General features: G+C 62.3%; 25 protein-coding genes. 7 read left to right on the plus strand and 18 right to left on the minus strand.

The genetic code is table 11. The features are described 5' to 3' along the window. Window positions 1–49: 49 nt before the first annotated feature. From ACLBKR_RS12215 to ACLBKR_RS12245, 7 genes are all read left to right on the plus strand, one after another. Window positions 50–433 carry a DUF559 domain-containing protein gene (locus ACLBKR_RS12215; RefSeq protein ID WP_113439433.1) on the plus strand — a complete coding sequence of 128 codons (384 nt, stop codon included), beginning with the start codon at window positions 50–52 and terminating at the stop codon, window positions 431–433. Further along, window positions 430–1314 (plus strand): ABC transporter permease, encoded by an 885-nt coding sequence (locus ACLBKR_RS12220; protein ID WP_113439420.1) that lies wholly within the window; start codon window positions 430–432, stop codon window positions 1312–1314. The genes ACLBKR_RS12215 and ACLBKR_RS12220 overlap by 4 nt, the downstream gene beginning before the upstream one ends. After that, window positions 1311–2177 carry an ABC transporter permease gene (locus ACLBKR_RS12225; protein WP_113437063.1) on the plus strand — a complete coding sequence of 289 codons (867 nt, stop codon included), beginning with the start codon at window positions 1311–1313 and terminating at the stop codon, window positions 2175–2177. The genes ACLBKR_RS12220 and ACLBKR_RS12225 overlap by 4 nt, the downstream gene beginning before the upstream one ends. A 19-nt stretch (window positions 2178–2196) precedes the next feature. Beyond that, window positions 2197–3189: an ABC transporter substrate-binding protein gene (locus tag ACLBKR_RS12230; RefSeq protein WP_113340565.1), complete on the plus strand. Its 993-nt coding sequence runs from the start codon at window positions 2197–2199 to the stop codon at window positions 3187–3189. 339 nt (window positions 3190–3528) lie between these two features. Then, on the plus strand, window positions 3529–4716 hold the full coding sequence (locus ACLBKR_RS12235) for an efflux RND transporter periplasmic adaptor subunit (protein ID WP_113437064.1): 1188 nt from the start codon (window positions 3529–3531) through the stop codon (window positions 4714–4716). A 13-nt stretch (window positions 4717–4729) separates the two neighbouring features. Then, on the plus strand, window positions 4730–8053 hold the full coding sequence (locus ACLBKR_RS12240) for an efflux RND transporter permease subunit (protein ID WP_113340567.1): 3324 nt from the start codon (window positions 4730–4732) through the stop codon (window positions 8051–8053). 466 nt (window positions 8054–8519) lie between these two features. After that, window positions 8520–9143 (plus strand): Crp/Fnr family transcriptional regulator, encoded by a 624-nt coding sequence (locus ACLBKR_RS12245; protein ID WP_113340936.1) that lies wholly within the window; start codon window positions 8520–8522, stop codon window positions 9141–9143. A 34-nt stretch (window positions 9144–9177) separates the two neighbouring features. Here ACLBKR_RS12245 and ureG read toward each other — a convergent pair whose 3' ends face one another. The 18 genes from ureG to urtA form a co-directional block, all read right to left on the minus strand. After that, complete coding sequence (gene ureG, locus ACLBKR_RS12250) at window positions 9178–9789, minus strand: urease accessory protein UreG (protein WP_112828522.1); 612 nt, start codon at window positions 9787–9789, stop codon at window positions 9178–9180. Between the two features lie 96 nt (window positions 9790–9885). Beyond that, complete coding sequence (locus ACLBKR_RS12255; RefSeq protein ID WP_414899370.1) at window positions 9886–10593, minus strand: urease accessory protein UreF; 708 nt, start codon at window positions 10591–10593, stop codon at window positions 9886–9888. Beyond that, the gene (ureE, locus tag ACLBKR_RS12260; protein WP_414899371.1) at window positions 10562–11044 is read right to left on the minus strand and encodes an urease accessory protein UreE; all 483 of its coding nucleotides are present in this window, start codon (window positions 11042–11044) and stop codon (window positions 10562–10564) included. The genes ACLBKR_RS12255 and ureE overlap by 32 nt, the downstream gene beginning before the upstream one ends. Window positions 11045–11108: 64 nt before the next feature. Further along, on the minus strand, window positions 11109–11969 hold the full coding sequence (locus tag ACLBKR_RS12265; RefSeq protein WP_113340569.1) for a GGDEF domain-containing protein: 861 nt from the start codon (window positions 11967–11969) through the stop codon (window positions 11109–11111). A gap of 418 nt (window positions 11970–12387) precedes the next feature. Beyond that, complete coding sequence (locus ACLBKR_RS12270; RefSeq protein WP_162708222.1) at window positions 12388–12924, minus strand: peroxiredoxin; 537 nt, start codon at window positions 12922–12924, stop codon at window positions 12388–12390. 350 nt (window positions 12925–13274) lie between these two features. Further along, the gene (gene ureC / locus ACLBKR_RS12275) at window positions 13275–14984 is read right to left on the minus strand and encodes an urease subunit alpha (protein WP_414899374.1); all 1710 of its coding nucleotides are present in this window, start codon (window positions 14982–14984) and stop codon (window positions 13275–13277) included. A gap of 3 nt (window positions 14985–14987) precedes the next feature. After that, window positions 14988–15617, minus strand: a complete 630-nt coding sequence (locus ACLBKR_RS12280; protein WP_113487519.1) for a Urease operon accessory protein — start codon at window positions 15615–15617, stop codon at window positions 14988–14990. 28 nt (window positions 15618–15645) lie between these two features. After that, complete coding sequence (locus ACLBKR_RS12285) at window positions 15646–16068, minus strand: lysozyme inhibitor LprI family protein (RefSeq protein WP_414899375.1); 423 nt, start codon at window positions 16066–16068, stop codon at window positions 15646–15648. A 31-nt stretch (window positions 16069–16099) separates the two neighbouring features. After that, entirely contained in the window at window positions 16100–16405 is a 306-nt protein-coding gene (locus ACLBKR_RS12290) for an urease subunit beta (RefSeq protein ID WP_112828527.1), read from the minus strand. A gap of 19 nt (window positions 16406–16424) precedes the next feature. Then, window positions 16425–16679, minus strand: coding sequence for a DUF1272 domain-containing protein (locus ACLBKR_RS12295; protein ID WP_113340571.1), 255 nt, complete (start codon window positions 16677–16679; stop codon window positions 16425–16427). A gap of 8 nt (window positions 16680–16687) precedes the next feature. Beyond that, the gene (locus tag ACLBKR_RS12300) at window positions 16688–16990 is read right to left on the minus strand and encodes an urease subunit gamma (RefSeq protein ID WP_112828529.1); all 303 of its coding nucleotides are present in this window, start codon (window positions 16988–16990) and stop codon (window positions 16688–16690) included. Between the two features lie 26 nt (window positions 16991–17016). After that, a complete protein-coding gene (locus tag ACLBKR_RS12305; protein WP_113442196.1) occupies window positions 17017–17889 on the minus strand; it encodes an urease accessory protein UreD in 873 nt (290 codons plus the stop codon). After that, window positions 17778–18905, minus strand: coding sequence for a PHB depolymerase family esterase (locus ACLBKR_RS12310; RefSeq protein ID WP_113447559.1), 1128 nt, complete (start codon window positions 18903–18905; stop codon window positions 17778–17780). Before ACLBKR_RS12310 ends, ACLBKR_RS12305 begins: the two co-directional genes overlap by 112 nt. Before the next feature lie 97 nt (window positions 18906–19002). After that, a complete protein-coding gene (gene urtE, locus ACLBKR_RS12315) occupies window positions 19003–19698 on the minus strand; it encodes an urea ABC transporter ATP-binding subunit UrtE (RefSeq protein WP_112828532.1) in 696 nt (231 codons plus the stop codon). 104 nt (window positions 19699–19802) lie between these two features. Continuing rightward, entirely contained in the window at window positions 19803–20555 is a 753-nt protein-coding gene (urtD, locus tag ACLBKR_RS12320) for an urea ABC transporter ATP-binding protein UrtD (protein ID WP_112828533.1), read from the minus strand. Between the two features lie 5 nt (window positions 20556–20560). Beyond that, window positions 20561–21721: an urea ABC transporter permease subunit UrtC gene (gene urtC / locus ACLBKR_RS12325; RefSeq protein ID WP_113340574.1), complete on the minus strand. Its 1161-nt coding sequence runs from the start codon at window positions 21719–21721 to the stop codon at window positions 20561–20563. Beyond that, a complete protein-coding gene (gene urtB, locus ACLBKR_RS12330) occupies window positions 21718–23322 on the minus strand; it encodes an urea ABC transporter permease subunit UrtB (RefSeq protein WP_414899376.1) in 1605 nt (534 codons plus the stop codon). The genes urtC and urtB overlap by 4 nt, the downstream gene beginning before the upstream one ends. Before the next feature lie 313 nt (window positions 23323–23635). Continuing rightward, window positions 23636–24925 (minus strand): urea ABC transporter substrate-binding protein, encoded by a 1290-nt coding sequence (gene urtA / locus ACLBKR_RS12335; RefSeq protein WP_112828536.1) that lies wholly within the window; start codon window positions 24923–24925, stop codon window positions 23636–23638. Window positions 24926–25089: the final 164 nt, after the last annotated feature.

Raw genomic sequence — 25089 nt, forward strand, 5'->3', positions numbered from 1 at the left:
GCCAGAGGGGGTCTTTACCGAAGATCGGTCTCTATCGCTGGAGTGTCCCATGCCGCATTCCAACATCGACCCGAAGACCAGAAAACGTGCAAGAACTCTCCGGCGAGAACTGACCAGAGCCGAGCGGGAAATGTGGGATCTATTGCGAGACCTCAGACCCCGAGGAGCCCGGTTTCGCAGGGAAACGCCAGTGGGGCCTTACGTCGCCGATTTTGCATGGCTTTCTGCCCGCCTGATCGTGGAGGTCGATGGCGACAGTCACGAGACAGATCAAGGCCGCGCACATGATCTGCGCAGGGACGCATTTCTTCGCGGTCAAGGCTTTGAGGTCATTCGTTTCGACAAGCATCAGGTAATCGATAACCCGGACTACGTGTTCATCACCCTGGAAAAGGCCTTGGCGCAATTCCTGATGGCGGAGGAGAGCCCATGACCTCCCCCTCCCTCCTCCGCGACCGCGTCCTGCCGGTCCTCACCGTCATCTTCGCGATCCTCGTCATCTGGCATGTCTTCGTCGTCTATCTCAACGCGCCCTTCGTGCGCGATCAGGCGGCGCGCGACAACGAGACCCTGAGCTTCGGGCAGGTGGTGGAACGCACCTTCGTTCAGGAGCGTCCGGTGCTGCCGGCGCCGCACCAGATCGCCGTCGAACTGTGGGATACCACCGTCAACAAGGCGATCACCTCGAAGCGCAGCCTCGTCTATCATGCCTGGATCACGCTTTCGGCCACCCTGCTCGGCTTTGCCATCGGCACCGTCCTCGGCATCCTGCTCGCCGTCGGCATCGTGCATAACCGGGCGATGGACCGCTCGCTGATGCCTTGGGTCATCGCCAGCCAGACGATCCCGATCCTCGCGGTCGCGCCGATGATTATCGTCGTGCTGAATGCGGTCGGCATTTCGGGCGTGCTGCCCAAGGCGCTGATCTCGACCTACCTTTCCTTCTTCCCCATCGTCGTCGGCATGGTGAAGGGCTTGAGAAGCCCGGATACACTGCTGCTCGACCTGATGCACACCTACAATGCCAGCCAGACCCAGACCTTCTGGAAACTCCGCTGGCCGGCCTCGATGCCCTACCTCTTCACCTCGCTCAAGGTGGCCATCGCCATATCGCTGGTGGGCGCCATCGTCGGCGAGCTGCCGACCGGCGCGGTCGCCGGGCTCGGCGCCCGCCTGCTCTCCGGCTCCTATTACGGGCAGACCATCCAGATCTGGGCGGCGCTCTTCATGGCAGCGGGCCTCGCCGCGGTTCTCGTCGGCATCGTCGGCTTCGCCCATGGCCGCGTCCTGAAACGCATGGGAGTCAAGCCATGAACGGTTATCTGCTTTTCGCCGCCGTCTTCTGGCTCGCGACCTGGGGCCTCAACGAATGGCTGGTGCGCCAGCGCTTCGCCAGCCCGGCCCTTCGCCGCGCCGCCAATATGGCCGTGCCGCTGATCTTCGGCGTCACCCTGCTCGTCATCTGGGAATGCGTGGTGCGCGGCTTCTCCATTCCCTCGATCCTGCTTCCGGCGCCGTCGATGATCTGGACGCGGCTTATCAACTCCATCCCGACGCTCTGGGCCGATTTCCGGCAGACTTTCCTGAAGTCCGTTCTGACCGGCTATGTGCTCGGCTGCGGTCTCGGCTTCATCGTGGCGATCCTCGTCGGCCGCTCGCCCTTCCTACAGAAGGGCCTGCTGCCCATCGGCAATTTCGTGTCCGCGCTGCCGGTCGTCGGCGTCGCGCCGATCATGGTCATGTGGTTCGGCTTCGACTGGCAATCCAAGGTCGCCGTCGTCGTTATCATGACCTTCTTCCCCATGCTGGTGAACACCGTGCAGGGGCTCGGCGCGGCAAGCCATATGGAACGCGACCTGATGCGCACCTATGCGGCAAGCTGGTGGCAGACGCTGACCAAGCTTCGCCTGCCCGCCGCATGGCCGTTCATCTTCAACGCGCTCAAGATCAATTCGACGCTGGCGCTGATCGGCGCCATCGTGGCAGAGTTTTTCGGCACCCCGATTGTCGGCATGGGGTTCCGGATTTCCACGGAAGTGGGGCGAAGCAATGTCGACATGGTCTGGGCCGAGATCGCGGTCGCCGCGCTCGCAGGCTCGATCTTTTATGGGGTGGTGGCGCTGGCAGAGCGCGCCGTCACCTTCTGGCATCCGTCTGTCCGCGGTGGACAGGCGTAAAAAAGAAGAGGGAACAGACATGAAATTCAAGATCGCATCCCTGCTGCTGGCAGGCGCCGTCTCGCTGACGGCGATGCAGGCGGCCGCCGCCGACAAGGTGACGCTGCAGCTGAAATGGGTGACGCAGGCCCAGTTCGCCGGCTACTACGTCGCCAAGGACAAGGGCTTCTATGAAGAGGAAGGCCTCGACGTCGACATCAAGCCCGGCGGTCCGGACATCGCACCCGCCCAAGTCATCGCCGGCGGCGGCGCCGACGTCGTCATCGACTGGATGCCTTCGGCTCTCGCCGTGCGCGAAAAGGGCACCCCGCTCGTCAACATTGCCCAGCCGTTCAAGAAGTCGGGCATGATGCTGACCTGCCTCAAGGAAACCGGCATCACCAAGCCGGACGACTTCAAGGGCAAGACGCTGGGCGTCTGGTTCTTCGGCAACGAATACCCCTTCCTGTCGTGGATGGCTCACCTGAAGATCCCGACCACCGGCGGAGCCGATGGCGTGACGGTGCTGAAACAGGGCTTCAACGTCGACCCGCTGCTGCAGAAGCAGGCCGCCTGCATCTCGACCATGACCTATAACGAATACTGGCAGGTCATCGACGCCGGCATCAAGCCGGAGGACCTCATCACCTTCAAATACGAGGACGAAGGCGTCGCCACGCTTGAGGACGGCCTCTACGTTCTGGAAGACAAGCTGAAGGACCCTGCCTTCAAGGAAAAGATGGTCAAGTTCGTCCGTGCCTCGATGAAGGGCTGGAAGTGGGCCGAGGAAAACCCGGATGACGCAGCCGACATCGTTCTCGAAAACGACGCCTCCGGTGCCCAGACCGAGAAACACCAGAAGCGCATGATGGGCGAAGTCGCCAAGCTGACCGCAGGCTCCAATGGCGCGCTCGACGAGGCGGACTACAAGCGCACCGTCGCCACCCTGCTCGGCGGGGGCTCGGACCCGGTCATCACCAAGGAGCCGACCGGCGCCTGGACGCACGAAATCACCGACGCGGCACTGAAATAATCAGGCGCGACGATCCAACGATAAAAGGCGCGCGGCTGCCGGCCGTGCGCCTTTTTGTATGCCTGCGCCGCAGCGGACAAGACGTCAACCTGTGGCTTTGCAACCACATTGATTTGCGCAAAGCACACGCTTAGAATTTGCGCCGCAAAGAAAGTGCTCGTCGCTCTTGTAAGTCGAACGAGCGATACCAACTAAGAACCGGTCGCGTGATAGAAAGAATTTCCACCGGAATGGAAAAGTCCGGAGGAGCGTGCTGTCGGCACCTTACTGATTCCTTCGCGGAAAACAAGTTTTATTTAATAACTATTTGTGCATTCACTGAATGCTGGGAAGGAGCCCATGGTTCGCAACAAGGATGTCATCGTCGGACTGCTCGCCATGTCCGTCCTGTTTCTGCCTCACGCCATCAAGGCGGAGGAGGCCTCTACATCGACGTCGCAACCGAAGATTCCCTCCATCGTGGTGACCAAGGCCGAAACGCGCCCCCTGGTGGACAGGGTCGTCGCAACCGGATCGATCAAGCCGGTGGAGGAGATTTACGTGCAGCCACTCGTTGACGGCCTGTCGATCCGCACGCTTGAGGCCGATGTCGGCGACCGCGTGGAAGCGGATGGCGTGGTCGCCCGCCTGAACGATGATGCGCTGCGTCTGCAGAAGAGCCAGCTTCAGGCATCGCGCGCCAAGGCCGAGGCGGCGCTCGCGCAATATCATGCGCAGCTTGCCGACGCGCAGGCCAATGCGACGGAAGCGGAACGCCAGTTCAAGCGCGCCACCGCACTCGGCAAGTCCGGCACGTTCTCGACCTCCTCGGTCGAACAGGCGGAAACCGCCGCCAGCAGCGCCCGCGCCAAGGTAACGAGCGCCGAACAGGCGATCGCCATTGCCGAAGCCGACATCAAGGTCGTCGACAGCCAGATCGCCGACATCGACCTCAATCTGGCCCGCACGGACGTCAAGACGCCCGTCGCCGGCGTCGTTTCCGTGCGCAATGCCAAGACCGGCGCGATTGCGTCCGGCAGCGGCCAGCCGATGTTCACTGTCATCCGGGACGGCCAGATCGAACTCGTCGCAGACGTATCCGAGACTGATATCCTGAAGATGCGCGTCGGCCAGAAGGCGAAGATTACCGTCGCCGGCGGTGCCGCGAGTCTCAACGGCTCGGTCCGCCTGATTTCCCCCATCGTCGATCCGCAGACCCGCCTCGGCGCGGTGCACATCGCCATCGATGACGACAACGGCGCCCGCGCCGGCATGTATGGAAGCGCTGAAATCATCCTGGCCGAAGCGACCGGCATAGCCCTGCCGCTTTCGGCGATTACAACGAGCAAGAACAGGACGACGACCCGTCTGGTCAAGGATGGCGTGGTCAAGCAGGTCGACATTGCGACCGGCATCCAGGATGGAGCCTATATCCAGGTTGTCAGCGGCCTGAAGGAAGGCGACGTGGTCGTCGCCAAGGCAGGCGCCTTCGTTCGCGACGGCGACCGCATCAACCCGATCAGCGACGAAACTGCCGCCTCGAACTGAGAGACAGAGCGCCATGAATTTCTCCGCCTGGGCCATTCGAAATCCCGTTGCGCCGATTCTGACCTTTTTCCTGCTGATGGTGGTCGGGCTGCAGTCGTTTTTTGCGCTGCCGATCACCCGCTTCCCGAACATCGACGTGCCGCTGGTGGCGATTACGGTCACCCAGAGCGGCGCATCGCCGGCCGAACTCGAAACACAGGTGACGAAGGAAATCGAAGACGCGGTGGCGAGCATCACCGGCGTCGACGAACTCTCGTCCACCGTCACCGACGGCCAGTCGCAGACGCTCGTGATGTTCCGCATGGAGGTTCCGACCGAGCAGGCGGTGCAGGACGTCAAGGACGCCATCGACCGCATTCGCGGCGACCTGCCGGCTTCTGTCGATGAACCGATCGTCGCCAAGATCGACGTCGAGGGCGCCGCCATCCAGACGTTTGCGGTTTCCTCGCCGAACATGAGCATCGAGGAACTGTCCTGGTTTGTCGACGACACCATCAAGCGCGCCCTGCAGGGCCAGAGCGGCATCGGCCGCATCGACCGCTACGGCGGCGCCGACCGGGAAATCCGCGTCGAGCTCAACCCTGACCGACTCGACGCTTTCGGCATCACCGCCGCCGACGTGAACCGCCAGTTGCGCGGCACCAATGTCGACCTCGGCTCGGGCCGCGGCCAGGTGGCGGGCGCCGAACAGGCAATCCGCACGCTCGGCGACGCCCGCAATGTCGATACCCTGTCCAATACCACCATCGCCCTGAGCAACGGCCGCTTCGTCAAGCTGTCCGACCTCGGCACGATCAAGGACACCTACGAGGAACAGAAATCCTTTTCGCGCTTCAATGGCGAGCCGGTCGTCACCTTCGCCGTCTTCCGTTCCAAGGGCGCCAGCGAAGTGAGCGTCGCGGAAACGGTTTCGACCATCCTCGATCAGGTCCGGGCGGAAAACCCGAATGTCGACATCAAGCTGATGGACGATTCCGTCTACTTCACTTACGGCAACTACGAGGCGGCCATGCACACCCTGATCGAGGGTGCGGTGCTCGCCGTCATCGTGGTTTTCCTGTTCCTGCGCAACTGGCGCGCCACCCTGATTTCGGCAATCGCCCTGCCCCTCTCCGCCATCCCGACATTCTGGATCATGGACCTGATGGGCTTCTCGCTGAACCTCGTCAGCTTCCTCGCCCTGACGCTGGCGACCGGCATCCTCGTCGACGACGCGATCGTCGAGATCGAGAACATCGCGCGCCACATCAAGATGGGCAAGACGCCTTACCGCGCGGCCATCGAGGCGGCGGACGAGATCGGCCTTGCGGTCATCGCCACCACCTTCACCATCATCGCGGTCTTCGTTCCGGTATCCTTCATGCCGGGCATTCCGGGCCAGTATTTCATCCAGTTCGGCCTGACGGTCGCCTTCTCCGTCTTCTTCTCGCTGATGGTCGCGCGCCTCATCACACCTTTGATGGCCGCCTATCTCATGCGCGCGGAAGACGCGATGGACGACCATCACGACAATGACAGCGCCTTTATGAAGGGCTATACGCGGCTGGTGCGCGCCACCACGACCCGCTGGTATGCGCGCTATCTCACCCTGATCGGCGCCTTCGCCTTCCTGCTGGCCTCGCTCGCCCTGCTCGCTCAGGTGCCGGGCTCCTTCCTCCCGCCTGAGGACGCCGGCCGCATCGTTCTTTCGGTTGAACTTCCGCCCAACGCGACGCTTGAGGAAACCGAAAGCAAGACCGAGGCGATTTACGCCGCGACCAAGGATCTCGATGGCGTGGAAAGCGTCTTCGTGCTGGGCGGCGCCTCCCCCAAGGGCGATCTGGAACTGCGCCGCGCCAGCGTAACGCTGAACCTTACCCGCATAGAGCACTCGCTGCTGAAGACGCTGGTCAACAAGGGGCTCGGCGGCCTCCCCGTCATCGGGCCCTACCTGCCGAAGCTGCCGGTCGAAGGCCGCACCCGTCCGCAATGGGACATCGAGAAGGAAGTCTTCGAAAAGCTCCGGCCGATCGCCGACATCCGGGTATCGAAGCTCAACGACCGCGGCGAGCGCGACCTCTCCTTCAACTTCCTCTCCAAGAACGAGGAGGAACTGAACGAGGCCGCCGCCATCCTCGAAGCCAAGCTTCGCACCGTGCCGGAACTGGCAAACGTCAGTTCCGACGGCGCTCTCCCTCGTCCCGAATTGCAGATTCGCCCGCGCATGGACGAAGCCGCAAGGCTCGGAGTCACGGCGCAGCAGATCTCCGAGACCGTCCGCGTCGCCACCATCGGCGACGTGGATTCGGCGCTCACCAAGATCTCCCTCGACGACCGCCTGATCCCGATCCGGGTCCAGGCCTCTCTCGACCTTCGAACCGATCTTGCCGCGATCCGCGCGCTGAAGGTACAGACCGCCAGCGGCGCGACCGTTCCGCTGTCGAGCGTCGCCGATATCGACTATTCGGAAGGTGTGAGCGCCATCGAGCGCAACAACCGCAACCGCGTGGTCTCCATCGGCGCCGACCTGCCGCAGGGTGTCGCCCTCGACACGGCGTCGGCAGCCTTCCGCGCCGCTGTCGATTCGACCGAGATCCCGGCATCGGTGAAGCTTGCCGAAAGCGGTGACACCAAGGTCCAAAGGGAGATGCAGCAGAGCTTCGTCAATGCGATGCTGCTCGGCCTGCTTCTGGTGCTGACCGTACTCATCCTGCTGTTCAAGGATGTCATCCAGCCCTTCACCATCCTGCTGTCGCTGCCGCTCGCCATCGGCGGCGTGGCGGTGGCGCTGATTCTCACCAACAATCCGCTGTCGATGCCGGTCCTGATCGGTATCCTCATGCTGATGGGCATCGTCACCAAGAACGCCATCCTGCTGGTCGATTTCGCCATAGAGATGCGTCACAAAGGCATGCAGCGGGTGGAGGCGATGGTCGAAGCCGGCCGCAAGCGCGCCCGCCCCATCATCATGACCTCCATCGCCATGTCGGCCGGCATGCTGCCGTCCGCAATGGGTGTGGGCGAAGGCGGTTCGTTCCGCGCCCCGATGGCGATCGCCGTGATCGGCGGCATCATTGTGTCGACCGCGCTCAGCCTTCTGGTCGTGCCCGCCTTCTTCCTGATCCTCGACGATCTCTCCCGCCTCCTCGGCTGGATGTTCGGAAGACTGGTCGGCAAGAAGGAAGAGGAGACGGTTGCGCTCTCCGCCGAGGAACTGACCGAGATCGCCCGGCAGAACAACGAGGCCCTCGAGACGCTGCACAAGCGACTTGCGGCAGTCGAGAAGCATGCTCCCGGCACCGCACGCAAGGGCGAATCCGGCAATATCGTCACCCTTCCGCCGCTCGCGGCCGAGTGAGAACAGCCGGCTTCATCCACCGGAACCGGGCCTGGCGGCCCGGTTTTTTTTGTATTTTGTCGTGCTTATGAAGAAAATCTGACATGCCCGGGCAAAATGGTTGATCGAAATCAAATCAACCTTTTCTGACCTTGCCTATCCTTTTTTTGCTGAGGAATGAGTGACGAACGAAGGTTGCTCCCACCGGCGGGGATGGAGTTGTCGGATACTGCTTCCATAGGGATGCGCCACCGACATCGCCGGGATTGGCTGGCGGTCCACGCGATTTCCGGCAACGGAGGAGCAATCGCCGTGAGCCGGGAAAAGCGCAACGGCTGTCCCGTCAAGGGCGTGGGGGAACTTCGTTGTCGTCGCTGGGGATTGGCCATCGCGCTCCGTAAGGACCGCTATCTGGAGCCGTGAAACCGTGAACAAGATTTTGAAATTGAACACACGCGACAAAAACACCCTTCTGAAGACGCCCTTCATGGCATCTCTCGGTGCGAGCGCGCTGGCGCGCATGCTCGAAATCTGCACCGTGACGAATTACGAGGCGCGGGACATCCTGTTTCGCGAGGGAGAGGCGGCGGAATATTTCTATTGCGTCCTGACGGGCTACGTCCGCCTCTACCGGCTGAACAAGGACGGGCGCGAAGCCGACATCCGCATCTGCGGCCCGGGCGATACCTTCGCCGAATGCCTGCTCGCGATCGGCGACAACTATCTCTATAACGCCCAGGCGGCCGAAAACATAACGGTTGCCCGCTTCGAACTGCAGAAGGTGCGCGCCCTTGCGGAACAGGAAAGGGATATCGCGCGGGCGATCATCCAGAATCTTTCCGCGCACCTGCGCTCGACAATGGATTGCATCGCCAACGACCGGCTGCAGACCGCGCCCCAGCGTGTCGCCCACTATCTGCTCGACAATTGCCCGCAGGACAGCGCCTCCGCCTCGATCCGCCTGCCCTTCCAGAAAAGCCTCCTGGCCGGCAAGCTGGGTCTCGCGCCGGAAGCGCTCTCACGCGCCTTCTCGTCGCTCCGCCGCGCCGGCGTCATCGTGCGGGGCCGCGTCATCCAGATCAACGACGTCAGCGCCCTCAGGCAGATCTGAGAACGGAAAAACGAAATCCCGACTTCTGGGGGGCTTATAGCCCCCCGCTTTTTTTGAGGAAGGCAACGATGTCCTCGACGCCCGCGCCCCGCTTCATGTCTGCGAATACATAGGGACGGGCGGAACGCATGCGCTCCGCATCCCGGTCCATCACATCGAGATCGACGCCGACATAGGGCGCCAGATCCTTCTTGTTGATGACCAGCAGGTCGGAACGGGTGATTCCCGGACCGCCCTTGCGCGGGATTTCCTCGCCCTGACAAACGGAAATCACATAGATCGTCAGATCGGCGAGATCCGGAGAGAAGGTCGCCGCCAGATTGTCGCCGCCCGATTCGATGAACACCACGTCGAGATCGGGAATGCGAGCCGTCAGATCGGCGATCGCCTGCAGATTGATCGAGGCATCCTCGCGGATCGCGGTATGCGGACAGCCGCCGGTTTCCACGCCGACCACGCGGTCGGAGGACAACGCCTGCATACGGATCAGCGCATCCGCATCCTCGCGGGTATAGATGTCGTTGGTGACGACAGCGACGGAATACTGGTCGCGCATCGCCTTGCAGAGCTTTTCCGTCAGCGCCGTCTTACCCGATCCGACCGGACCGCCGATACCGACGCGCAAGGGACCATTCTGTGACTTCATCCTATCCATCCTGTTGGCAAGCAAATGACGAAAACCGCCGAAAAACCGGCGCGCCGTACCCGGTTCCGCTCCACCGGAGAAAGTGTAGTGCCGGGCTCACGACTGGAACAGTCTCGAATACTGGGTCTCGTGCCTGAGGCTTGCGATATCGGCGAGCACGGTCGCGCTGCCGAGATCGTCCAGCCCCAGCCCCGAAAGGCGCCCGGCCTGGGCAAGGATCGGCCCCTCCAGCTCCGCCAGCAAGGCGACACCCTGCCTCTGCCCGATCAGGCCGAGCCTGACCGCAACCGAAATCATCTGCGCGCTTTGGGCCTGCAGGAAGGCGGCCAGCGCATCGGCAAGCGGCACGCAATGGGCGGCGGCGACCGCGCCGATGGCGACGCTGTAGGCCGTGCCGCCTGAAAAGGCTCCGAACACCGGATGCGGCCAGGCCGATGCGGCGGCAAGGAACGCATCGCCCTGCCTGACGATCTCCGTGTACCGCTCCGCCGACCCCGCCAGCGCCGCTGCAAGCTCCACCAGTTCGCGCAACCGCTCGGGGGCTTCGAACGCCCGATAGGCTTCGGCAAGCAGGATCGCATCGTTGCGCAGCCCGCCTTCGCCGAGCACGACGGAGAGCCAAGCCGACAAATCCTCGCACGATCCGATCCGGCCATCATGGATCACGGTCTCAAGCCCGCCGGAATAAGCAAAACCGCCGACCGGAAAGGCCGGGGAAAGCCAGGCGAGCAGCCGCAGCAAGGCCCCCCGCCCCTGCGCCCCGGGCGATGCTTCAATCATGCTGGTGGCCCGAATGCGAACCATGCCCATGTCCGTGTCCGCCATGGGAATGATAGGCGCCCCGCGCCGGCTGGAACCGTTCGGTGATGTCCCGCACCGTTGCTCCAAGTCCCACGAGCATGTCGCGGATCACGTGGTCGCGCAGGATGACGATACGGTCCTCGTCGATCTGCGCCGGCAGGTGGCGATTACCGAGATGCCAGGCGAGTTCGACCAGATGGCGAGGATCGCGCGCCCTGATTTCAAACAGTTTTTCCTCGACGGCCCCAACCTCGACGGCCGTGCCGTCGTCGAGAAGCAGCAGGTCGCCATGGGCCAACAGAACCGGTTCCTTGAGATCGAGCATGACCATGTCGCCGTCTTCGAGATGCAGGAGCTTGCGTCTCAGGTGGCGCTCGTCATGAGCCAGCATGACCCGGCCGGAGATCGTAACATCGCCGGAACCGGCGGGAAGAATGGAAGTAACGCGTCGCATGGTTTGTCCGAATTGGCGATTTTTCAACCATGCACAAATGAAAGGCAAGCGGCAAGAATGAAGTTCAGCCGGGGGCCGGAAGCCCACCATCGAGTTCGAGCGTCAGAGAGGCGCCGTTATCGTTCGTCTGCCGCGCTGCCGATGCCTCCACGCCCTCGTCATGCAACACCCTGTTGCGTCCGTTCGCCTTGGCGAGATAAAGCGCGCGGTCGGCGGCCGAATAGACTGCTTCAGACCTGAGATCCGGCGTAAATTCGGCAATGCCAGCCGATACGGTGGTGGATATCACCTGGTCGTCGCAGACAACGGTGCGTGCGGCGATCAGATTGCGCGCCCGCTCCACCAGCGCGATGCGCTGGGCAATGCCGCCGCCGCGGACAATCACCCCGAATTCCTCGCCGCCGAGGCGCGCCGGGAGGTGAGGTTCGCAAAAGACCTCCCGCAACACGTCGCCCACCGCCTTGATGACGGCATCGCCCGCGCAATGCCCATAGCGGTCGTTGATCGACTTGAAGCGATCGAGATCGAGGATCGCCAGCGACGCCTGATCGCTTGTCTGTGCAAGCGCCTCGTTGAAGGCACGGCGGTTCAGCAGGCCCGACAGCATGTCCGTGCGGCTCAATCGCTCGAACTCCGTCCGCGATACCGTGAGATCGTGAATCACATGCCCGGTGACGATGGCCAGCGCGCCGGAAACGGCACCGCCGAACAGCCAGGAGAATGCAACGGAAAGCTTTATCGCCTCCGGCAGGGAGAGCGGCATGATCCCGATCTCGTAACATATCGGCAGGGCGGCAATGCTGAGGACGAAGGCCAGCAGAACGGCGCGGAACGTCATCTTGACGGCGAAGCCGTAGATCGCCTCCCGGCCGTGAAAGTTGCCGAGATCGACCTGAAGCGAAACCCATCTCCTCAGAAATTCCATCGCGCCGCTCCTCATTCCTGCAGCACCTACCGAATAGGATAGTTCCCTTGGCTTCACCCTAATCCATTCGTTAAAATGCGGCAGGTTTGAAAAATAGATTCGTATAATTCTCCAGAAAACAGATTTATAACCAAAGATTGCATTTCGTCCATTCCGCACTCCCCTTTCTCACTTTTATTTCGGCCCTTCCCTGTGAAGACAAAGGCCCGGAATCGGCTGGAACCGGCCTTGACGGAAGAGATGGGCACGGACGTACCCGCGGTTGCACGGCTCCGTCTCCGAAGAGGCCGGAACCAGCCCTCGAAGTCTCAGCTTATTAACAATCTCTAAGATAAAGACGCTTCCAGGAGCGGAATTCGTTAACGGAAAAGGCCCGGCAAAAGCCGGGCCCCGATAAACCGCCTGCTGGTAAAAAGGCTCAGGCGGCCTTCTTTTCCTTAAGCTTTTCCATGATGTTCTGCGGCGAGGAGACGCCATACGGATCGCTTTCGCAATTGTCCGAATAGCCCTCTTCTTCGAACCACTGCTCGACCACGCCGTCATTGATGATGGCGGCATAACGCCAGGAGCGCATGCCGAAGCCGAGGTTGTCCTTGTTGACCAGCATGCCCATTTTGCGGGTGAACTCGCCGGAACCGTCCGGGATGACCTTCACATGCTCGAGGTTCTGGCTCTTGGCCCAGGCATTCATGACGAAGGCATCGTTGACGGACATGCAATAAATCTCGTCGATGCCTTCCGCCTTGAACTCGTCGAACATCTTTTCGAAGTCGGGAAGCTGGTAGGTCGAGCAGGTCGGCGTGAAGGCGCCCGGCAGCGAGAACAGGATGACGCGCTTGCCCTTGAAATAGTCGTCGGAGGTCATGTCCTGCCAACGGAAGGGATTCGGGCCACCGACGGACTCGTCGCGAACGCGGGTACGGAAGGTGACGTTGGGCACTTTTCTGCCGATCAGCATGGTAATCTCCTTTGGATGGGCGGCGGCATTTGGGGACGCCATTTCTGGAATAGTTCTAAACTACCCTGAATCTTGATGCGCTGCATCATAAAAACTTGGACGCCAACATCAAGCGCATGGCTGCCATGCAAGAAATGCAATACACCCGCATTCAGCAGGTCGAGCGACCCGCGAAATGTCACGGGCCGCGGCGTATTACCCCGTCCTGAATCCGGCTGCCCGTCGCGGCGACCGCACCGTCCTTCCGGCAAGCGGTCGGGGAACCAGCATGCCTACAAACACAAGCAGGTCGATCAGGACGGCGCAGCCCGCGAACCACCGGGAAATGCGCACTGCACCGCTTACCGTCAAAACAGGAAGTACCGCTGCGCCATTGGCAGGACGGTTGCCGGTTCGCAGGTCAGGAGCTCGCCGTCGGCCCGCACCTCGTAGGTTTCCGGATCGACTTCCACATGCGGCGTCAGGTCGTTATGGATCATCGACTTCTTCGAGATGCCGCCGCGCGTGTTCTTCACCGCCACCAGCTTCTTGGCGACACCCAACCTGCCGGCAAGTCCCGCGTCGAGCGAGGCCTGGGAAACGAAGGTGACGGAAGAGTTGGTTCTGAGTTTGCCGTAGGCGGCGAACATCGGCCGGTAATGCATCGGCTGCGGCGTCGGGATGGAGGCGTTCGGATCGCCCATGGGCGCGGCCGCGATAGAGCCGCCGAGCAGCACCATATCGGGCTTCACCCCGAAAAAGGCCGGGTTCCAGAGGACGAGGTCGGCGCGCTTGCCCACTTCGATCGAACCGATCTCATGGGAAAGACCATGGGCGATCGCCGGGTTGATCGTGTACTTGGCGATGTAGCGCTTGACGCGGAAATTGTCGTTTTCGCCGGTCTCCTGCGGCAGCCGGCCACGCTGGCGTTTCATCTTGTCCGCGGTCTGCCAGGTGCGGATCGCCACTTCGCCGACGCGCCCCATGGCCTGGCTGTCGGAGGAGATGATCGAGAAGGCGCCGATGTCGTGCAGGATGTCTTCCGCCGCGATCGTCTCCTTGCGGATGCGGCTTTCGGCAAACGCAATGTCTTCCGGGATCGACGGCGACAGGTGATGGCACACCATCAGCATGTCGAGATGTTCAGCAAGCGTGTTGACGGTATAGGGCCGCGTCGGGTTGGTCGAGGACGGAATGACGTTCGGGTTGCCGCAGACCTTGATGATGTCGGGCGCGTGCCCGCCGCCCGCCCCCTCCGTATGGAAGGCGTGGATGGTGCGGCCCCTGATGGCGGCGACCGTGTCCTCCACAAAGCCGCTCTCGTTCAGCGTATCCGTGTGAATCATCACCTGCACGTCGAACTGGTCGGCGACCGTGAGGCAGTTGTCGATGGCGGCCGGTGTCGTACCCCAGTCCTCATGCAGCTTCAGCGAAGAGGCGCCCGCCAGGATCATTTCCTCGAGGGGAGCCGGCAGCGAGGCGTTGCCCTTGCCGGCAAGCGCGAGATTCATCGGGAAGGCATCGAAGCTCTCGATCATCCGCTCGATATGCCACGCGCCGGTGCAGGTCGTCGCCAGCGTGCCATGCGCCGGGCCGGTGCCGCCCCCCAGCATGCAGGTGACGCCCGACATCAGCGCTTCCTCGATCTGCTGCGGGCAGATGTAGTGGATATGCGCGTCCATGCCGCCTGCGGTCAGGATCTTGCCCTCGCCGGCAATCGCCTCGGTCGAGGGGCCGACGATGATGGTGACGCCCGGCTGCGTGTCCGGATTGCCGGCCTTGCCGATGGCGTGGATGCGCCCGTCCTTCAAGCCCACATCGGCCTTGTAGATGCCGCTGTGATCTACGATCAGCGCATTGGTGATGACGGTATCGACCGCGCCTTCCGCGCGTGTCGCCTGGCTCTGGCCCATGCCGTCGCGGATGACCTTGCCGCCGCCGAATTTCACCTCGTCGCCATAGCTGGTGAAATCCTTCTCCACTTCGATGAAGAGTTCGGTATCGGCAAGGCGCACCTTGTCGCCGGTGGTCGGTCCGAACATGGAGGCATAGGCCGCGCGGGACATCTTGTAGGGCATGGTTCAGGCTCCTTGGGAGAGGGAGGAAGCATCGGTAGCCGAGAGGCGCGTCAGCCTTCCGGAAGCAATGTAGATATCGACGAGCCGCCGCTCGGCGGCGAAAGGATGGCCATCCCACCCCTCATGACTGAAGCCGGCAAGGCAGATGGCATCATCGGCGAAGGCGGGTTCGGCAAGCATATGGGCGATCACCACCATGCCGCTGCTCGGCACCACGTAGTCGCCGGGCTCATAGGCGGCAAGCGCGTCGTCGACGGCCTCGTGCACCTGCCGCGCAATGATCCGGTGAGCCTTGCCGCGGCTCTCAGCCAATTGCGAGAAGCGCTCTGTATAATCGTCGCAGAAGTCGTCGAGTTCGGGATGACTGGCCGCAAGCTGCGGCCTGAGTTCGCGAAACTTCTCCGGGTTCCGGACAGACCAGATCTCGGAGCAGCCGCGCACCGGTTCACCGTCCAGCCAGGCATCTGAAGACAGCATGGCGCTTGCCGGACGTCCGGTATTGCAGACCGCCAGCACGTCCGTCCTACGGCCGGAAGCGGGAAAAGCGGGGGTCATGTTGAACCGGACGACCAGATCGGAATCGTCGATCACGTCCGCCGCTCCCTCCGGTACCGATCCGTTTCCCACGATCATGATCCGTCGCCCCATCTTCATCCGATCGTCAGTTGCCGCCATAGCCGTCGACGAGGTCTTTCAACTCCGCCGTCCGCTTGCGGGTCAGGTCTGCAAGGCATGAGGAAACGATGGTCGGATACATGGTTCCGCCCCATACGCTGTAACCTTCGGCGTCGCACTGGCCGTCGCGATACTCGATCCAGGCCCGCTGCGCCTTCATCAGCGCCTTGACCGCGCCCTTGTTATGCTCCTCCAGACCGGCATCCCAGTCGACCAGAACCTGCCGGGTCGCGAGCCATTGCTCGTTCAATTCCCTGTCCGCCGCCCGGTAATCCCTGTCGGCGCAGACGTTCATGTCGTGCTGCGTCACGGCATTGGCGCAATCGACCTCGGATTCGTCCTCGCTGTAGGCCGGACCGTCGGCAAGCAGCACGCAGCCGCAGAACATCAGGATCAGGGCTGACTTCATCGCTTGCTTCTCCGCATGCAACGATCGGGGATCACAGCTTGCCCATCACCTGCTGGCGGAAGCCGTAAACCTCGCGCTTGCCCGAAAGAGGGATCAGCGTCACCTGGCGCATCTGGCCCGGCTCGAAGCGCACCGCCGTGCCTGCCGGAATGTCGAGACGCATGCCGCGCGCCTTCTCCCGATCGAAGGAGAGGCCGGCATTGGTCTCGTAGAAATGGTAGTGGCTGCCCACCTGCACCGGACGGTCACCGGTATTCGCGACTTCGATCGTCACGGTCGGCAGGCCGGCATTGAGTTCGATTTCGCCGCTGGCGGCAATGATTTCACCCGGGATCATCTGTTGTTCCCTTTCCTGTTCAGGCGGCCACGGAAGGCTTGCAGCCCTCGGCCTTGAAAACACGTTTTGTCGAGGCCGGATTGGCCATAAGCTTCTCGGCCGGACGCACCGGCCGACGCACCAGTTCCCCGCCGCAATTCGGGCACACGCCGCCAAGCACCCGCGCGGCGCAATCGCTGCAGAAGGTGCATTCGAAGCTGCAGATCAGCGCATCGCGGCTTTCCGGAGGAAGATCGCGGTCGCAGCATTCGCAATTGGGCCTGAGTTCCAGCATGGCGAGCCTCAGCGAACCGGTTCGTGCACGGTGACGAGCTTCGTTCCATCAGGAAACGTCGCCTCGACCTGCACGTCATGGATCATCTCGGCAACGCCTTCCATCACCTGGTCGCGGGTGACGACATGGGCGCCGGCTTCCATCAAGTCGGCAACCGAGCGACCGTCACGCGCGCCCTCGACAACGAAATCGGTAATCAGCGCAATGGCTTCGGGATAGTTGAGCTTGACACCGCGCTCCAGCCTGCGGCGGGCCACGATAGCCGCCATGGCGATAAGCAATTTGTCTTTTTCTCTCGGCGTGAGGTTCATGGCTGCTCCACTTTTTTTGCGCTGCGTCAGAGATTCCAGACTTTCGGCACAGACGCGCCCCCGCGCAAGACCGAAATCACCGGGATCAGGATTTTTCTCAAGGTGAAGCCGTCCTCCGCCGCAAGGCGAATGACGAGCTTGCCGTTCCAGTGGCTGGCGCCGCCGGCGGCATCGCCCAGGAGATCGCGGACGGGAGCGAGAAAAGCCTCCGCACGCGGCCCTGCATAAAGCAGCGTCGCGAAGGCCACCCGGCCGGAAAGCACCGGTGCGGCAACCGTCAGGCGGCCAACGTCCCCCTCGAGCCGCAGGTCTTCGGCATGGATGAGCCGGCCGGCCCGACGGATACGCCAGCGATCGCGCACCAGCCCGCTTTCCATCGCCTCACCCATCGCCTTTCGTCCGAGAAGAATGGCCTCGACCGCAAGAAACTCGGCGCTCTCGTCAAGATCGACCTCAAGTCGGCGCGTCAGGGAGGCCTGATCGAACAGGATGGATTCCTGCGGCAACCAGTGGAAGCGCGCATCCTGCCCCACCTCGATGCGGGTCAGGACCTCGGCCGTGCCGGCGGATGCCTTGTAGATCTTTTCGCAGGCCTGGGTAGTCGCGGTGACGAAGGTGCCGGCGCCGGCAGAAAACGACCAGTCCAGCCGGTCGCCGCCGGTGAGCCCCCCGGCGGTATTGATGATGACGGCCTCCATCTCGGAGGTGAATGTCTGCGGCAGGCGGATCTTCGCCGCCCCCTCCTGATAAAGCTCGGCAATGCGTGTCCGCCCGCCGAGCGCCTTGGTCACAAGCCGTCCGTCACCACGGGCTCGCTGTTGTCTGACTTGACCTGCTGACTGCACGTTTTCCCCTGTAAGCCCGCCTCTTTTCCGGCGGTTGTCTTGTCGGCCGGGCATGCCGTTTTTTGAGGCGTACCCGCGAGAAGTTCGCCACCCGAATTACGGAAGAAGTCCCACATTCTTCCCGTCGCATCAACCTCTCGGATCGTTTCTCCCTGCAGTGCGGCAAGCCGGAAGCGGACCCTATTGCCGGGCCAGGAGTGGTCGGCATCGGTAATCACGTAGGAAATGACGCTCGTGCCGGCCTTGCAGCCGTAATAGGCCGAGAACGTCGCCGTATCCCCCTTTTCCCCGCGCGGATGCGGATCGCATCCGTTGAGATCGGCCCAGCGTTTCAGGGCCACTTCTCCGCCATACTGCCAATAGGCCTTGCCACCGCCCGCAAAGGGATTGACGTCGTCCTTGAGCCCGGAAAAGGCAATGATCGAGACCGGTTTGGCCGGATGGCAGCTTTCCTTGCGCGGCCGCCAGACACCGTCCTCCTGCTCGGGATAGCCGGCACGCAGGCCCATGACGAAGCCGGCAGCGGCAAAGTCGCCATGTCCGTCGCAGATATATTGCGACAGCATGCGGCCGCCGCCCGAATAGCCGGACGCATAGATGCGGGCGGGATCGACGCAGAAGGTCTCCGTCGCATAATGGACGGCAGTGCGGATGAAGGCGCCTTCGTCCAGCCCCTCGGCCTTGGTCACGCCGGGGACGTTCCAGGCATGGGTGCCCTCGAACTCGCCGGGAAGGCTTCCCTGCAGCGCCATGACGATGAAGCCTTCGCGCTCGGCCACCTCGTCCCAATGGCTGCGGTTCATCTGCCCGTCGGGGTTGCTGTTGCTGCCGTGAAAGTCGAACACCACGGGAACCTTGCGTTTCCCGGTATAGTCCGAAGGAATGAAATAGACGGCCGATCGCGTCTGTCCATTGATGTCGAGCGACAGATCATGGCGACCCGCCGGGAAGGAGGTGCCGCACCCGGCAGCGAACGCGCTGCTGCCGGCCACAAGAAAGAAGAACCCCGACACGAGCAACCGGACAATTCCGGTCGACCGGACGCGGTCAGAAACCGTGCTGGATGTCATGGATGTGCCTTCTGTTCGCAGATGCGGGAAAAATAACACGTCACACCACAGCATCAAGCAGTAAAAGCTAATAAATCGTCAACCCTGTCATGCGCGATCAGACCGTCAGGTGTCGCCGGGCCTCCGGCGTATCCAGCGTCTCGGCCGGCCCCGTATGCACGATCTCGCCGCGATCCATGATATAGACGTGATCGGCGAGCTCCCGGCAGAAATCCAGATACTGCTCGACCAGCAGGATCGCCATACCGGTGGAATCCCGAAGATAGCGGATCGCCCGGCCAATATCCTTGATGATCGACGGCTGGATGCCCTCCGTCGGCTCGTCGAGCACAAGGATTTTCGGCCGCGTCACCATGGCGCGACCGATGGCGAGCTGCTGCTGTTGGCCGCCCGAAAGGTCGCCGCCACGCCGGCCCAGCATGGTCTGCAGGATCGGGAAAAGACTGAAGATCTCGTCGGGAATATAGCGGTCCTTGCGCGTAAGCGGCGCAAAGCCGGTCTCGAGGTTTTCCTTCACCGTCAGCAGCGGAAAGATCTCGCGCCCCTGCGGCACGTAGCCGACACCGGCCCGCGCCCGGTTGAACGGCGCAAGGCCGTTGAGCGTCTCGCCTTCGAAGGAGATCGTCCCGGCCGAGATGGGGTGCTGGCCCGTAACGGCGCGCAGCAGCGAACTCTTGCCCACCCCGTTGCGCCCCAGCACGCAGGTGATCTTGCCCATCTCGGCCTTGATCGATACGCCACGCAAGGCCTGCGCGGCTCCGTAATGAAGGTTGATGTTGTCGACTGTCAGCATCGTCGTTCCTCTGAATTCTTGTCCTTCAAAGGCGCTGCCGCCCCTGGCACCCCGCCCCTCTCCCGGGGTGGGGAGAAAGGCAGGGTATCCGGAGCGTGAACAGGTTAGCGCCCCAGATAGTTCTCGATCACCTTCGGGTCGTTCGAGACGAAATCGATCGAACCTTCCGCAAGGACCGAACCTTCCGCGAGGCAGGTGACCTTCACCCCGAGATCGCGGATAAAGCCCATGTCATGCTCGACCACCACGACCGAACGGGTCCTGGCAATCTGTTTCAGAAGAAGTGCGGTCTCGGCGGTCTCCGCATCCGTCATGCCGGCGACCGGCTCGTCGACCAGCAGAAGCTTGGGTTCCTGCGCGAGCAGCATGCCGATCTCAAGCCATTGTTTCTGGCCGTGCGAGAGATTGGCGGCGAGATCGTCCTTGCGCGCCGTCAACCGGACCGTCTCCAGGATTTCCTCGATACGCGCCTTGTCATCCGCCGTCAGCCGATAGAACAGCGTGGCGAATACGCCGCGGTCGCGATTGAGGGCCAGCTCCAGATTGTCCCAGACGGTATGGCTTTCGAACACGGTCGGCTTCTGGAACTTGCGGCCGATGCCGAGCTGGGCGATGTCGGCCTCGTCCTTCTTCGTCAGGTCGATCTCGCCATTGAAGAACACCTCGCCCTCGTCGGGCCGCGTCTTGCCGGTAATGATGTCCATCATCGTCGTCTTGCCGGCGCCGTTCGGGCCGATGATCGCCCTCAGTTCACCCGGCTCGATGACCAGCGAAAGCGAGTTCAACGCCTTGAACCCGTCGAAGGAAACGGACACGCCATTGAGATAAAGAAGGCTCGTCGGTTTTTTCTCGTCCATCGTCCTTACTCCGCTGCCTGGCCGACGGTGGCCGCAACGCCACCCTCTTCCGCCCTGGTTGCCGTCTTCATGTCACGCCGCGCCATGGCCTTCTGCTGGATCGTCCCGACAATGCCCTTCGGCAGGAACAGCGTGACGCCGATGAAGAGACCGCCGAGCGCAAAGAGCCAGAGTTCGGGGAATGCGCCGGTGAAATAGCTCTTGCCGGCATTGACCATGAGCGCGCCGATGATCGGGCCGATCAGCGTTCCGCGTCCGCCGACCGCTGTCCACACCACCACTTCGATGGAATTGGCCGGAGCGAATTCGCCGGGGTTGATGATGCCGACCTGCGGCACGAACAGCGCGCCGGCGATGCCCGCCATCATCGCCGAGACGACGAAGGTGAAGAGCTTGATGTTCTCGACCCGGTAGCCGAGGAAGCGCGTGCGGCTTTCCGCGTCCCGCACGCCGACCAGCACCTTGCCGAACTTGGAACGCACGATACCGGAGGAGATCAGCAGGCAGAGCGCCAGCATCAGGGCGGAACTGGCAAACAGCACGGCGCGGGTGCCATCAGCCTGTACGTTGAAACCGACGATTTCCTTGAAGTCGGTCAGCCCGTTATTGCCGCCGAAACCCATGTCGTTGCGGAAGAAGGCGAGCAGCAGGGCATAGGTCATCGCCTGAGTGATGATCGACAGATAGACGCCGTTGACGCGCGAGCGGAAGGCGAACCAGCCGAACACGAAGGCGAGCAGACCCGGCACGAAGAGCACCATCACCATGGCGAAGGGGAACATGTCGAAGCCGTGCCAGAACCACGGCAGTTCCTTCCAGTTCAGGAACACCATGAAGTCAGGCAGAACAGGATTGCCGTAGACGCCGCGCGAGCCGATCTGGCGCATCAGGTACATGCCCATGGCATAGCCGCCGAGCGCGAAGAAAGCGCCGTGGCCGAGCGAGAGGATGCCGCAATAGCCCCAGACCAGGTCGAGCGCCAGCGCCAGAAGCGCGTAGCAGAGATACTTGCCCATCAGCGAGACGGCATAGGTCGGGATATGCAGGAAGTTGTCCGGCGGAACCAGAAGGTTGAGCGCCGGGACAAGAACCGCGACGGCCATCAGGATGGAGATGGCGATGACGATCCTGCCTTCGAGAGCGCGGAAGATAAAACCGGTCATCATGCTTCGATAGCCCTCCCCTTGAGCGCGAAGAGGCCGCGCGGTCTTTTCTGGATGAACAGGATGATAAGAACGAGAACGAGGATCTTGCCGAGCACGGCGCCGACCGAGGGTTCGAGCAGCTTGTTCAGGATGCCGAGCGACAGCGCGCCGACCAGCGTGCCCCAGAGATTACCGACGCCGCCGAAGACCACGACCATGAAGCTGTCGATGATGTAGGACTGGCCGAGGTTCGGGGAGACGTTGTCGATCTGGCTGAGTGCGACACCGGCAATGCCGGCGATGCCGGAGCCGAGCGCAAAGGTGAAGGCATCGACCCAGGGAGTGCGGATACCCATCGAGGACGCCATGCGGCGGTTCTGCGTAACCGCCCGCATCTGCAGGCCGAATGCCGAGCGTTTCATCAGCACCAGCAGCCCGAGGAAGATCGTCAGCGAGAAGACGATGATCCACAACCGGTTCCAGGTGACGGTGATGTCGCCAAGTGCAAACGAGCCGGACATCCACGACGGGCTGCCGACTTCCTGGTTGGTCGGACCGAAAATCGAGCGGATCGCCTGTTGCAGGATCAGCGAAATACCCCAGGTGGCGAGCAGGGTTTCGAGCGGCCGGCCGTAGAGGAAACGGATGACGCCGCGTTCGATGACGAGGCCGACGGCTCCCGTCACGAGGAAGGCGACGGGCAGCGCGATCGCCAGCGACCAGTCGAACAGGCCGGGATAATGGCTGCGGATCACCTCCTGCACCACGAAGGTGGAGTAGGCGCCAAGCATGACCATCTCGCCATGCGCCATGTTGATGATGCCCATCACGCCGAAGGTGATCGCAAGGCCGATTGCCGCGAGCAGAAGGACGGAACCGAGCGAGACGCCGTAGATGACGTTCTGCACGCCGTCCCACAATGCCAGCTTGTCCTCGATCGTGCGGATCGCGGTGTCGATGTCGGCTTTGAGCGCATCGTCGGCATTGGCCGAGGCAGCCATCAGGATACCGATGGCATCGCGCCCGCCGATCCCTTCGATGACGGCGACCGCCGCCTGCTTTTCTTCGAGCGGTCGATCGGAGCCCATGATCGAGACGGCGCGCGCCTGTTCGAGAAGTGAACGCACCTCGCCGTCCTTCTCCTCGGCAAGTGCATTCTCCAGAAGCTCGAGATTGTCGGCGCTGGGGGATTTGAGAACGGAGGCCGCCGCCTGCAACCTGACGGCGCGGTCGGGGCTCATGAGCGTGAGGCCGCCCTGCGCCGAACGGATCGCGCGGCGAAGATTGTTGTTGACCTTGATCTTGGTAAGGGCGCCCTTGCTCTCCTCGCCAACGACCTCGCCGGACAGCGGATCGATGAGCGAAAGCTTGGAACCCGCAGCCTTTGTGATGAACACGTTGCCGTCGGACTTCCTGACGTAGAGATCGCCTCCCCCAAGCGCCTCGAGCGCCGGCACGACCTTCGGGTCGCCGGTCTTGCCGAGGTCGCCGATGATTTTCTCGGCCTCCGGAAACGAGGCATTGCCGAGCGCATTGATGAGATCCTTCGGGTCGCTCTGCGCAAAAGCCGGCGCGGCGAGACAAAGGATCAGATAGAACAGTGTCAGGAAACGGATCATCATTTGGCAGTCCCCTCGTCGCTCACCGTCCGGTAAGCGTTTGCGACTTGCTCCCTCTTCTCCCCGGCGGGGAGAAGTGCCGAGCGAATGCGAGGCGATAAGGGGGGAACCGCAAGGCTTCGCCCCCTCATCCGGCCGTTCGGACAACCTTCTCCCGAAGACGAAGGCGTGGGTCCGCAAACGGCTGGTTCGAGAACACCCTCCCCGTGAGGGGAGGGTAGAACCGAAGGTTCGGGGTGGAGCGATACCGAGCACAAGATCCCCTCACCCGTCGCTTCGCGACGGCCTCCCCTCAAGGGGGAGGCGGGAAACGAGATCAGCTGCCCTTGCCGCCGCACTTGCCGGTGGCGACGTTGAAGTTGCCGCAGGACATCGGCTTGCGCCAGTCGGAGATCAGGTCCTTCGAGTCCGGCAGGTAGTCGGACCACTCGTCACCAACCACCTGCGGGGTCTGCTGAACGATGTCGAACTGGCCGTCGGCCTGGATTTCGCCGATCAGCACCGGCTTGGTGATGTGGTGGTTCGGCATGACGGTGGAATAGCCGCCCGAGAGGTTCGGAACGGAAACGCCGATGATCGAGTCGAGCACGGCATCGGTATCGGTCGTGCCGGCGGCCTCGACGGCCTTGACCCATGCATTGAAGCCGATATAGGCGGCTTCCATCGGGTCGTTGGTCACGCGCTTGTCGTTCTTGGTGAAGGCGTGCCATTCCTTGATGAATTCGGCGTTGACCTCGGAATCGACCGACTGGAAGTAGTTCCAGGCCGCAAGGTGGCCGACCAGCGGGCCGGTGTCGAGACCGGCGAGCTCTTCTTCACCGACCGAGAAGGCGACGACCGGAATGTCTTCCGCCTTGATGCCCTGGTTGGCGAGTTCCTTGTAGAACGGAACGTTGGCGTCGCCGTTGATGGTGGAAACGACGGCGGTCTTCTTGCCGGCCGAGCCGAACTTCTTGATGTCGGACACGATCGTCTGCCAGTCGGAATGACCGAACGGCGTGTAGTTGATCATGATGTCCTCTTCCTTGACGCCCTTCGACATCAGGTAGGCCTTCAGGATCTTGTTGGTGGTCTGAGGATAGACGTAGTCGGTCCCGGCCAGAACCCAGCGCTCGACGCCTTCGGTGTTGGCGAGGTAATCGACGGCGGGAATGGCCTGCTGGTTCGGAGCGGCACCCGTATAGAAGATGTTGCGGGAGGATTCCTCACCCTCGTACTGGACGGGGTAGAAGAGGATCGAGTTCAGCTCTTCGAAGACCGGAAGAACGGACTTGCGGGAAGAAGACGTCCAGCAACCGAAGACGGCTGCGACCTTGTCCTGGGAGATCAGCTGGCGGGCCTTTTCAGCGAAAAGCGGCCAGTCGGAAGCCGGGTCGACGACCACGGCTTCGAGCTTCTTGCCGAGAACGCCGCCCTTCTTGTTCTGCTCTTCGACGAGCATCAGCATGGCGTCCTTCAGCGTCGTCTCGGAAATCGCCATCGTACCGGACAGCGAATGCAGAACGCCGATCTTGATCGTGTCGTCGGCAGCGAGCGCGCCGTGGAAAGCCGTCGAAGACAGCATGGCGCCGAGCAGCGCGCCGGTGAGTTTTGCCTTGAGTTTCATGGATTGAACCCCTCTCCTTGTTCCGCAACGAAAGGTTAAAAGGCTTTAACCGTTGCTGAGTGGGACTATCCGACGCTGCAGCGCAAAACCGTATACGTCGTTTGACGTATCAAGGGGGGAAGATAGCGGGTGCCGTTGCGCAGACTGCAGAAAACAGAACGCCG

Source organism: Paenirhizobium cremeum, assembly GCF_047553425.1.
Lineage (GTDB): Bacteria > Pseudomonadota > Alphaproteobacteria > Rhizobiales > Rhizobiaceae > Allorhizobium > Allorhizobium cremeum.

What these genes read in the sequence shown, in the direction of transcription:
- urtA (WP_112828536.1), bottom strand. Translation starts at nt 24,925, where the DNA reads ATGAAACTCAAGGCAAAACTCACCGGCGCGCTGCTCGGCGCCATGCTG.
- ureG (WP_112828522.1), bottom strand. Translation starts at nt 9,789, where the DNA reads ATGAAGTCACAGAATGGTCCCTTGCGCGTCGGTATCGGCGGTCCGGTC.
- ureE (WP_414899371.1), bottom strand. Translation starts at nt 11,044, where the DNA reads ATGCGACGCGTTACTTCCATTCTTCCCGCCGGTTCCGGCGATGTTACG.
- ACLBKR_RS12220 (WP_113439420.1), top strand. Translation starts at nt 430, where the DNA reads ATGACCTCCCCCTCCCTCCTCCGCGACCGCGTCCTGCCGGTCCTCACC.
- ACLBKR_RS12310 (WP_113447559.1), bottom strand. Translation starts at nt 18,905, where the DNA reads ATGACATCCAGCACGGTTTCTGACCGCGTCCGGTCGACCGGAATTGTC.
- urtB (WP_414899376.1), bottom strand. Translation starts at nt 23,322, where the DNA reads ATGATGATCCGTTTCCTGACACTGTTCTATCTGATCCTTTGTCTCGCC.
- ACLBKR_RS12290 (WP_112828527.1), bottom strand. Translation starts at nt 16,405, where the DNA reads ATGATCCCGGGTGAAATCATTGCCGCCAGCGGCGAAATCGAACTCAAT.
- ACLBKR_RS12265 (WP_113340569.1), bottom strand. Translation starts at nt 11,969, where the DNA reads ATGGAATTTCTGAGGAGATGGGTTTCGCTTCAGGTCGATCTCGGCAAC.
- ACLBKR_RS12215 (WP_113439433.1), top strand. Translation starts at nt 50, where the DNA reads ATGCCGCATTCCAACATCGACCCGAAGACCAGAAAACGTGCAAGAACT.
- ACLBKR_RS12300 (WP_112828529.1), bottom strand. Translation starts at nt 16,990, where the DNA reads ATGAACCTCACGCCGAGAGAAAAAGACAAATTGCTTATCGCCATGGCG.
- ACLBKR_RS12280 (WP_113487519.1), bottom strand. Translation starts at nt 15,617, where the DNA reads ATGATCGTGGGAAACGGATCGGTACCGGAGGGAGCGGCGGACGTGATC.
- urtC (WP_113340574.1), bottom strand. Translation starts at nt 21,721, where the DNA reads ATGATGACCGGTTTTATCTTCCGCGCTCTCGAAGGCAGGATCGTCATC.
- ACLBKR_RS12305 (WP_113442196.1), bottom strand. Translation starts at nt 17,889, where the DNA reads ATGCCCGGCCGACAAGACAACCGCCGGAAAAGAGGCGGGCTTACAGGG.
- ureC (WP_414899374.1), bottom strand. Translation starts at nt 14,984, where the DNA reads ATGCCCTACAAGATGTCCCGCGCGGCCTATGCCTCCATGTTCGGACCG.
- ACLBKR_RS12240 (WP_113340567.1), top strand. Translation starts at nt 4,730, where the DNA reads ATGAATTTCTCCGCCTGGGCCATTCGAAATCCCGTTGCGCCGATTCTG.
- ACLBKR_RS12235 (WP_113437064.1), top strand. Translation starts at nt 3,529, where the DNA reads ATGGTTCGCAACAAGGATGTCATCGTCGGACTGCTCGCCATGTCCGTC.
- ACLBKR_RS12225 (WP_113437063.1), top strand. Translation starts at nt 1,311, where the DNA reads ATGAACGGTTATCTGCTTTTCGCCGCCGTCTTCTGGCTCGCGACCTGG.
- ACLBKR_RS12255 (WP_414899370.1), bottom strand. Translation starts at nt 10,593, where the DNA reads ATGGTTCGCATTCGGGCCACCAGCATGATTGAAGCATCGCCCGGGGCG.
- urtD (WP_112828533.1), bottom strand. Translation starts at nt 20,555, where the DNA reads ATGGACGAGAAAAAACCGACGAGCCTTCTTTATCTCAATGGCGTGTCC.
- ACLBKR_RS12295 (WP_113340571.1), bottom strand. Translation starts at nt 16,679, where the DNA reads ATGCTGGAACTCAGGCCCAATTGCGAATGCTGCGACCGCGATCTTCCT.
- urtE (WP_112828532.1), bottom strand. Translation starts at nt 19,698, where the DNA reads ATGCTGACAGTCGACAACATCAACCTTCATTACGGAGCCGCGCAGGCC.
- ACLBKR_RS12245 (WP_113340936.1), top strand. Translation starts at nt 8,520, where the DNA reads ATGGCATCTCTCGGTGCGAGCGCGCTGGCGCGCATGCTCGAAATCTGC.
- ACLBKR_RS12285 (WP_414899375.1), bottom strand. Translation starts at nt 16,068, where the DNA reads ATGAAGTCAGCCCTGATCCTGATGTTCTGCGGCTGCGTGCTGCTTGCC.
- ACLBKR_RS12230 (WP_113340565.1), top strand. Translation starts at nt 2,197, where the DNA reads ATGAAATTCAAGATCGCATCCCTGCTGCTGGCAGGCGCCGTCTCGCTG.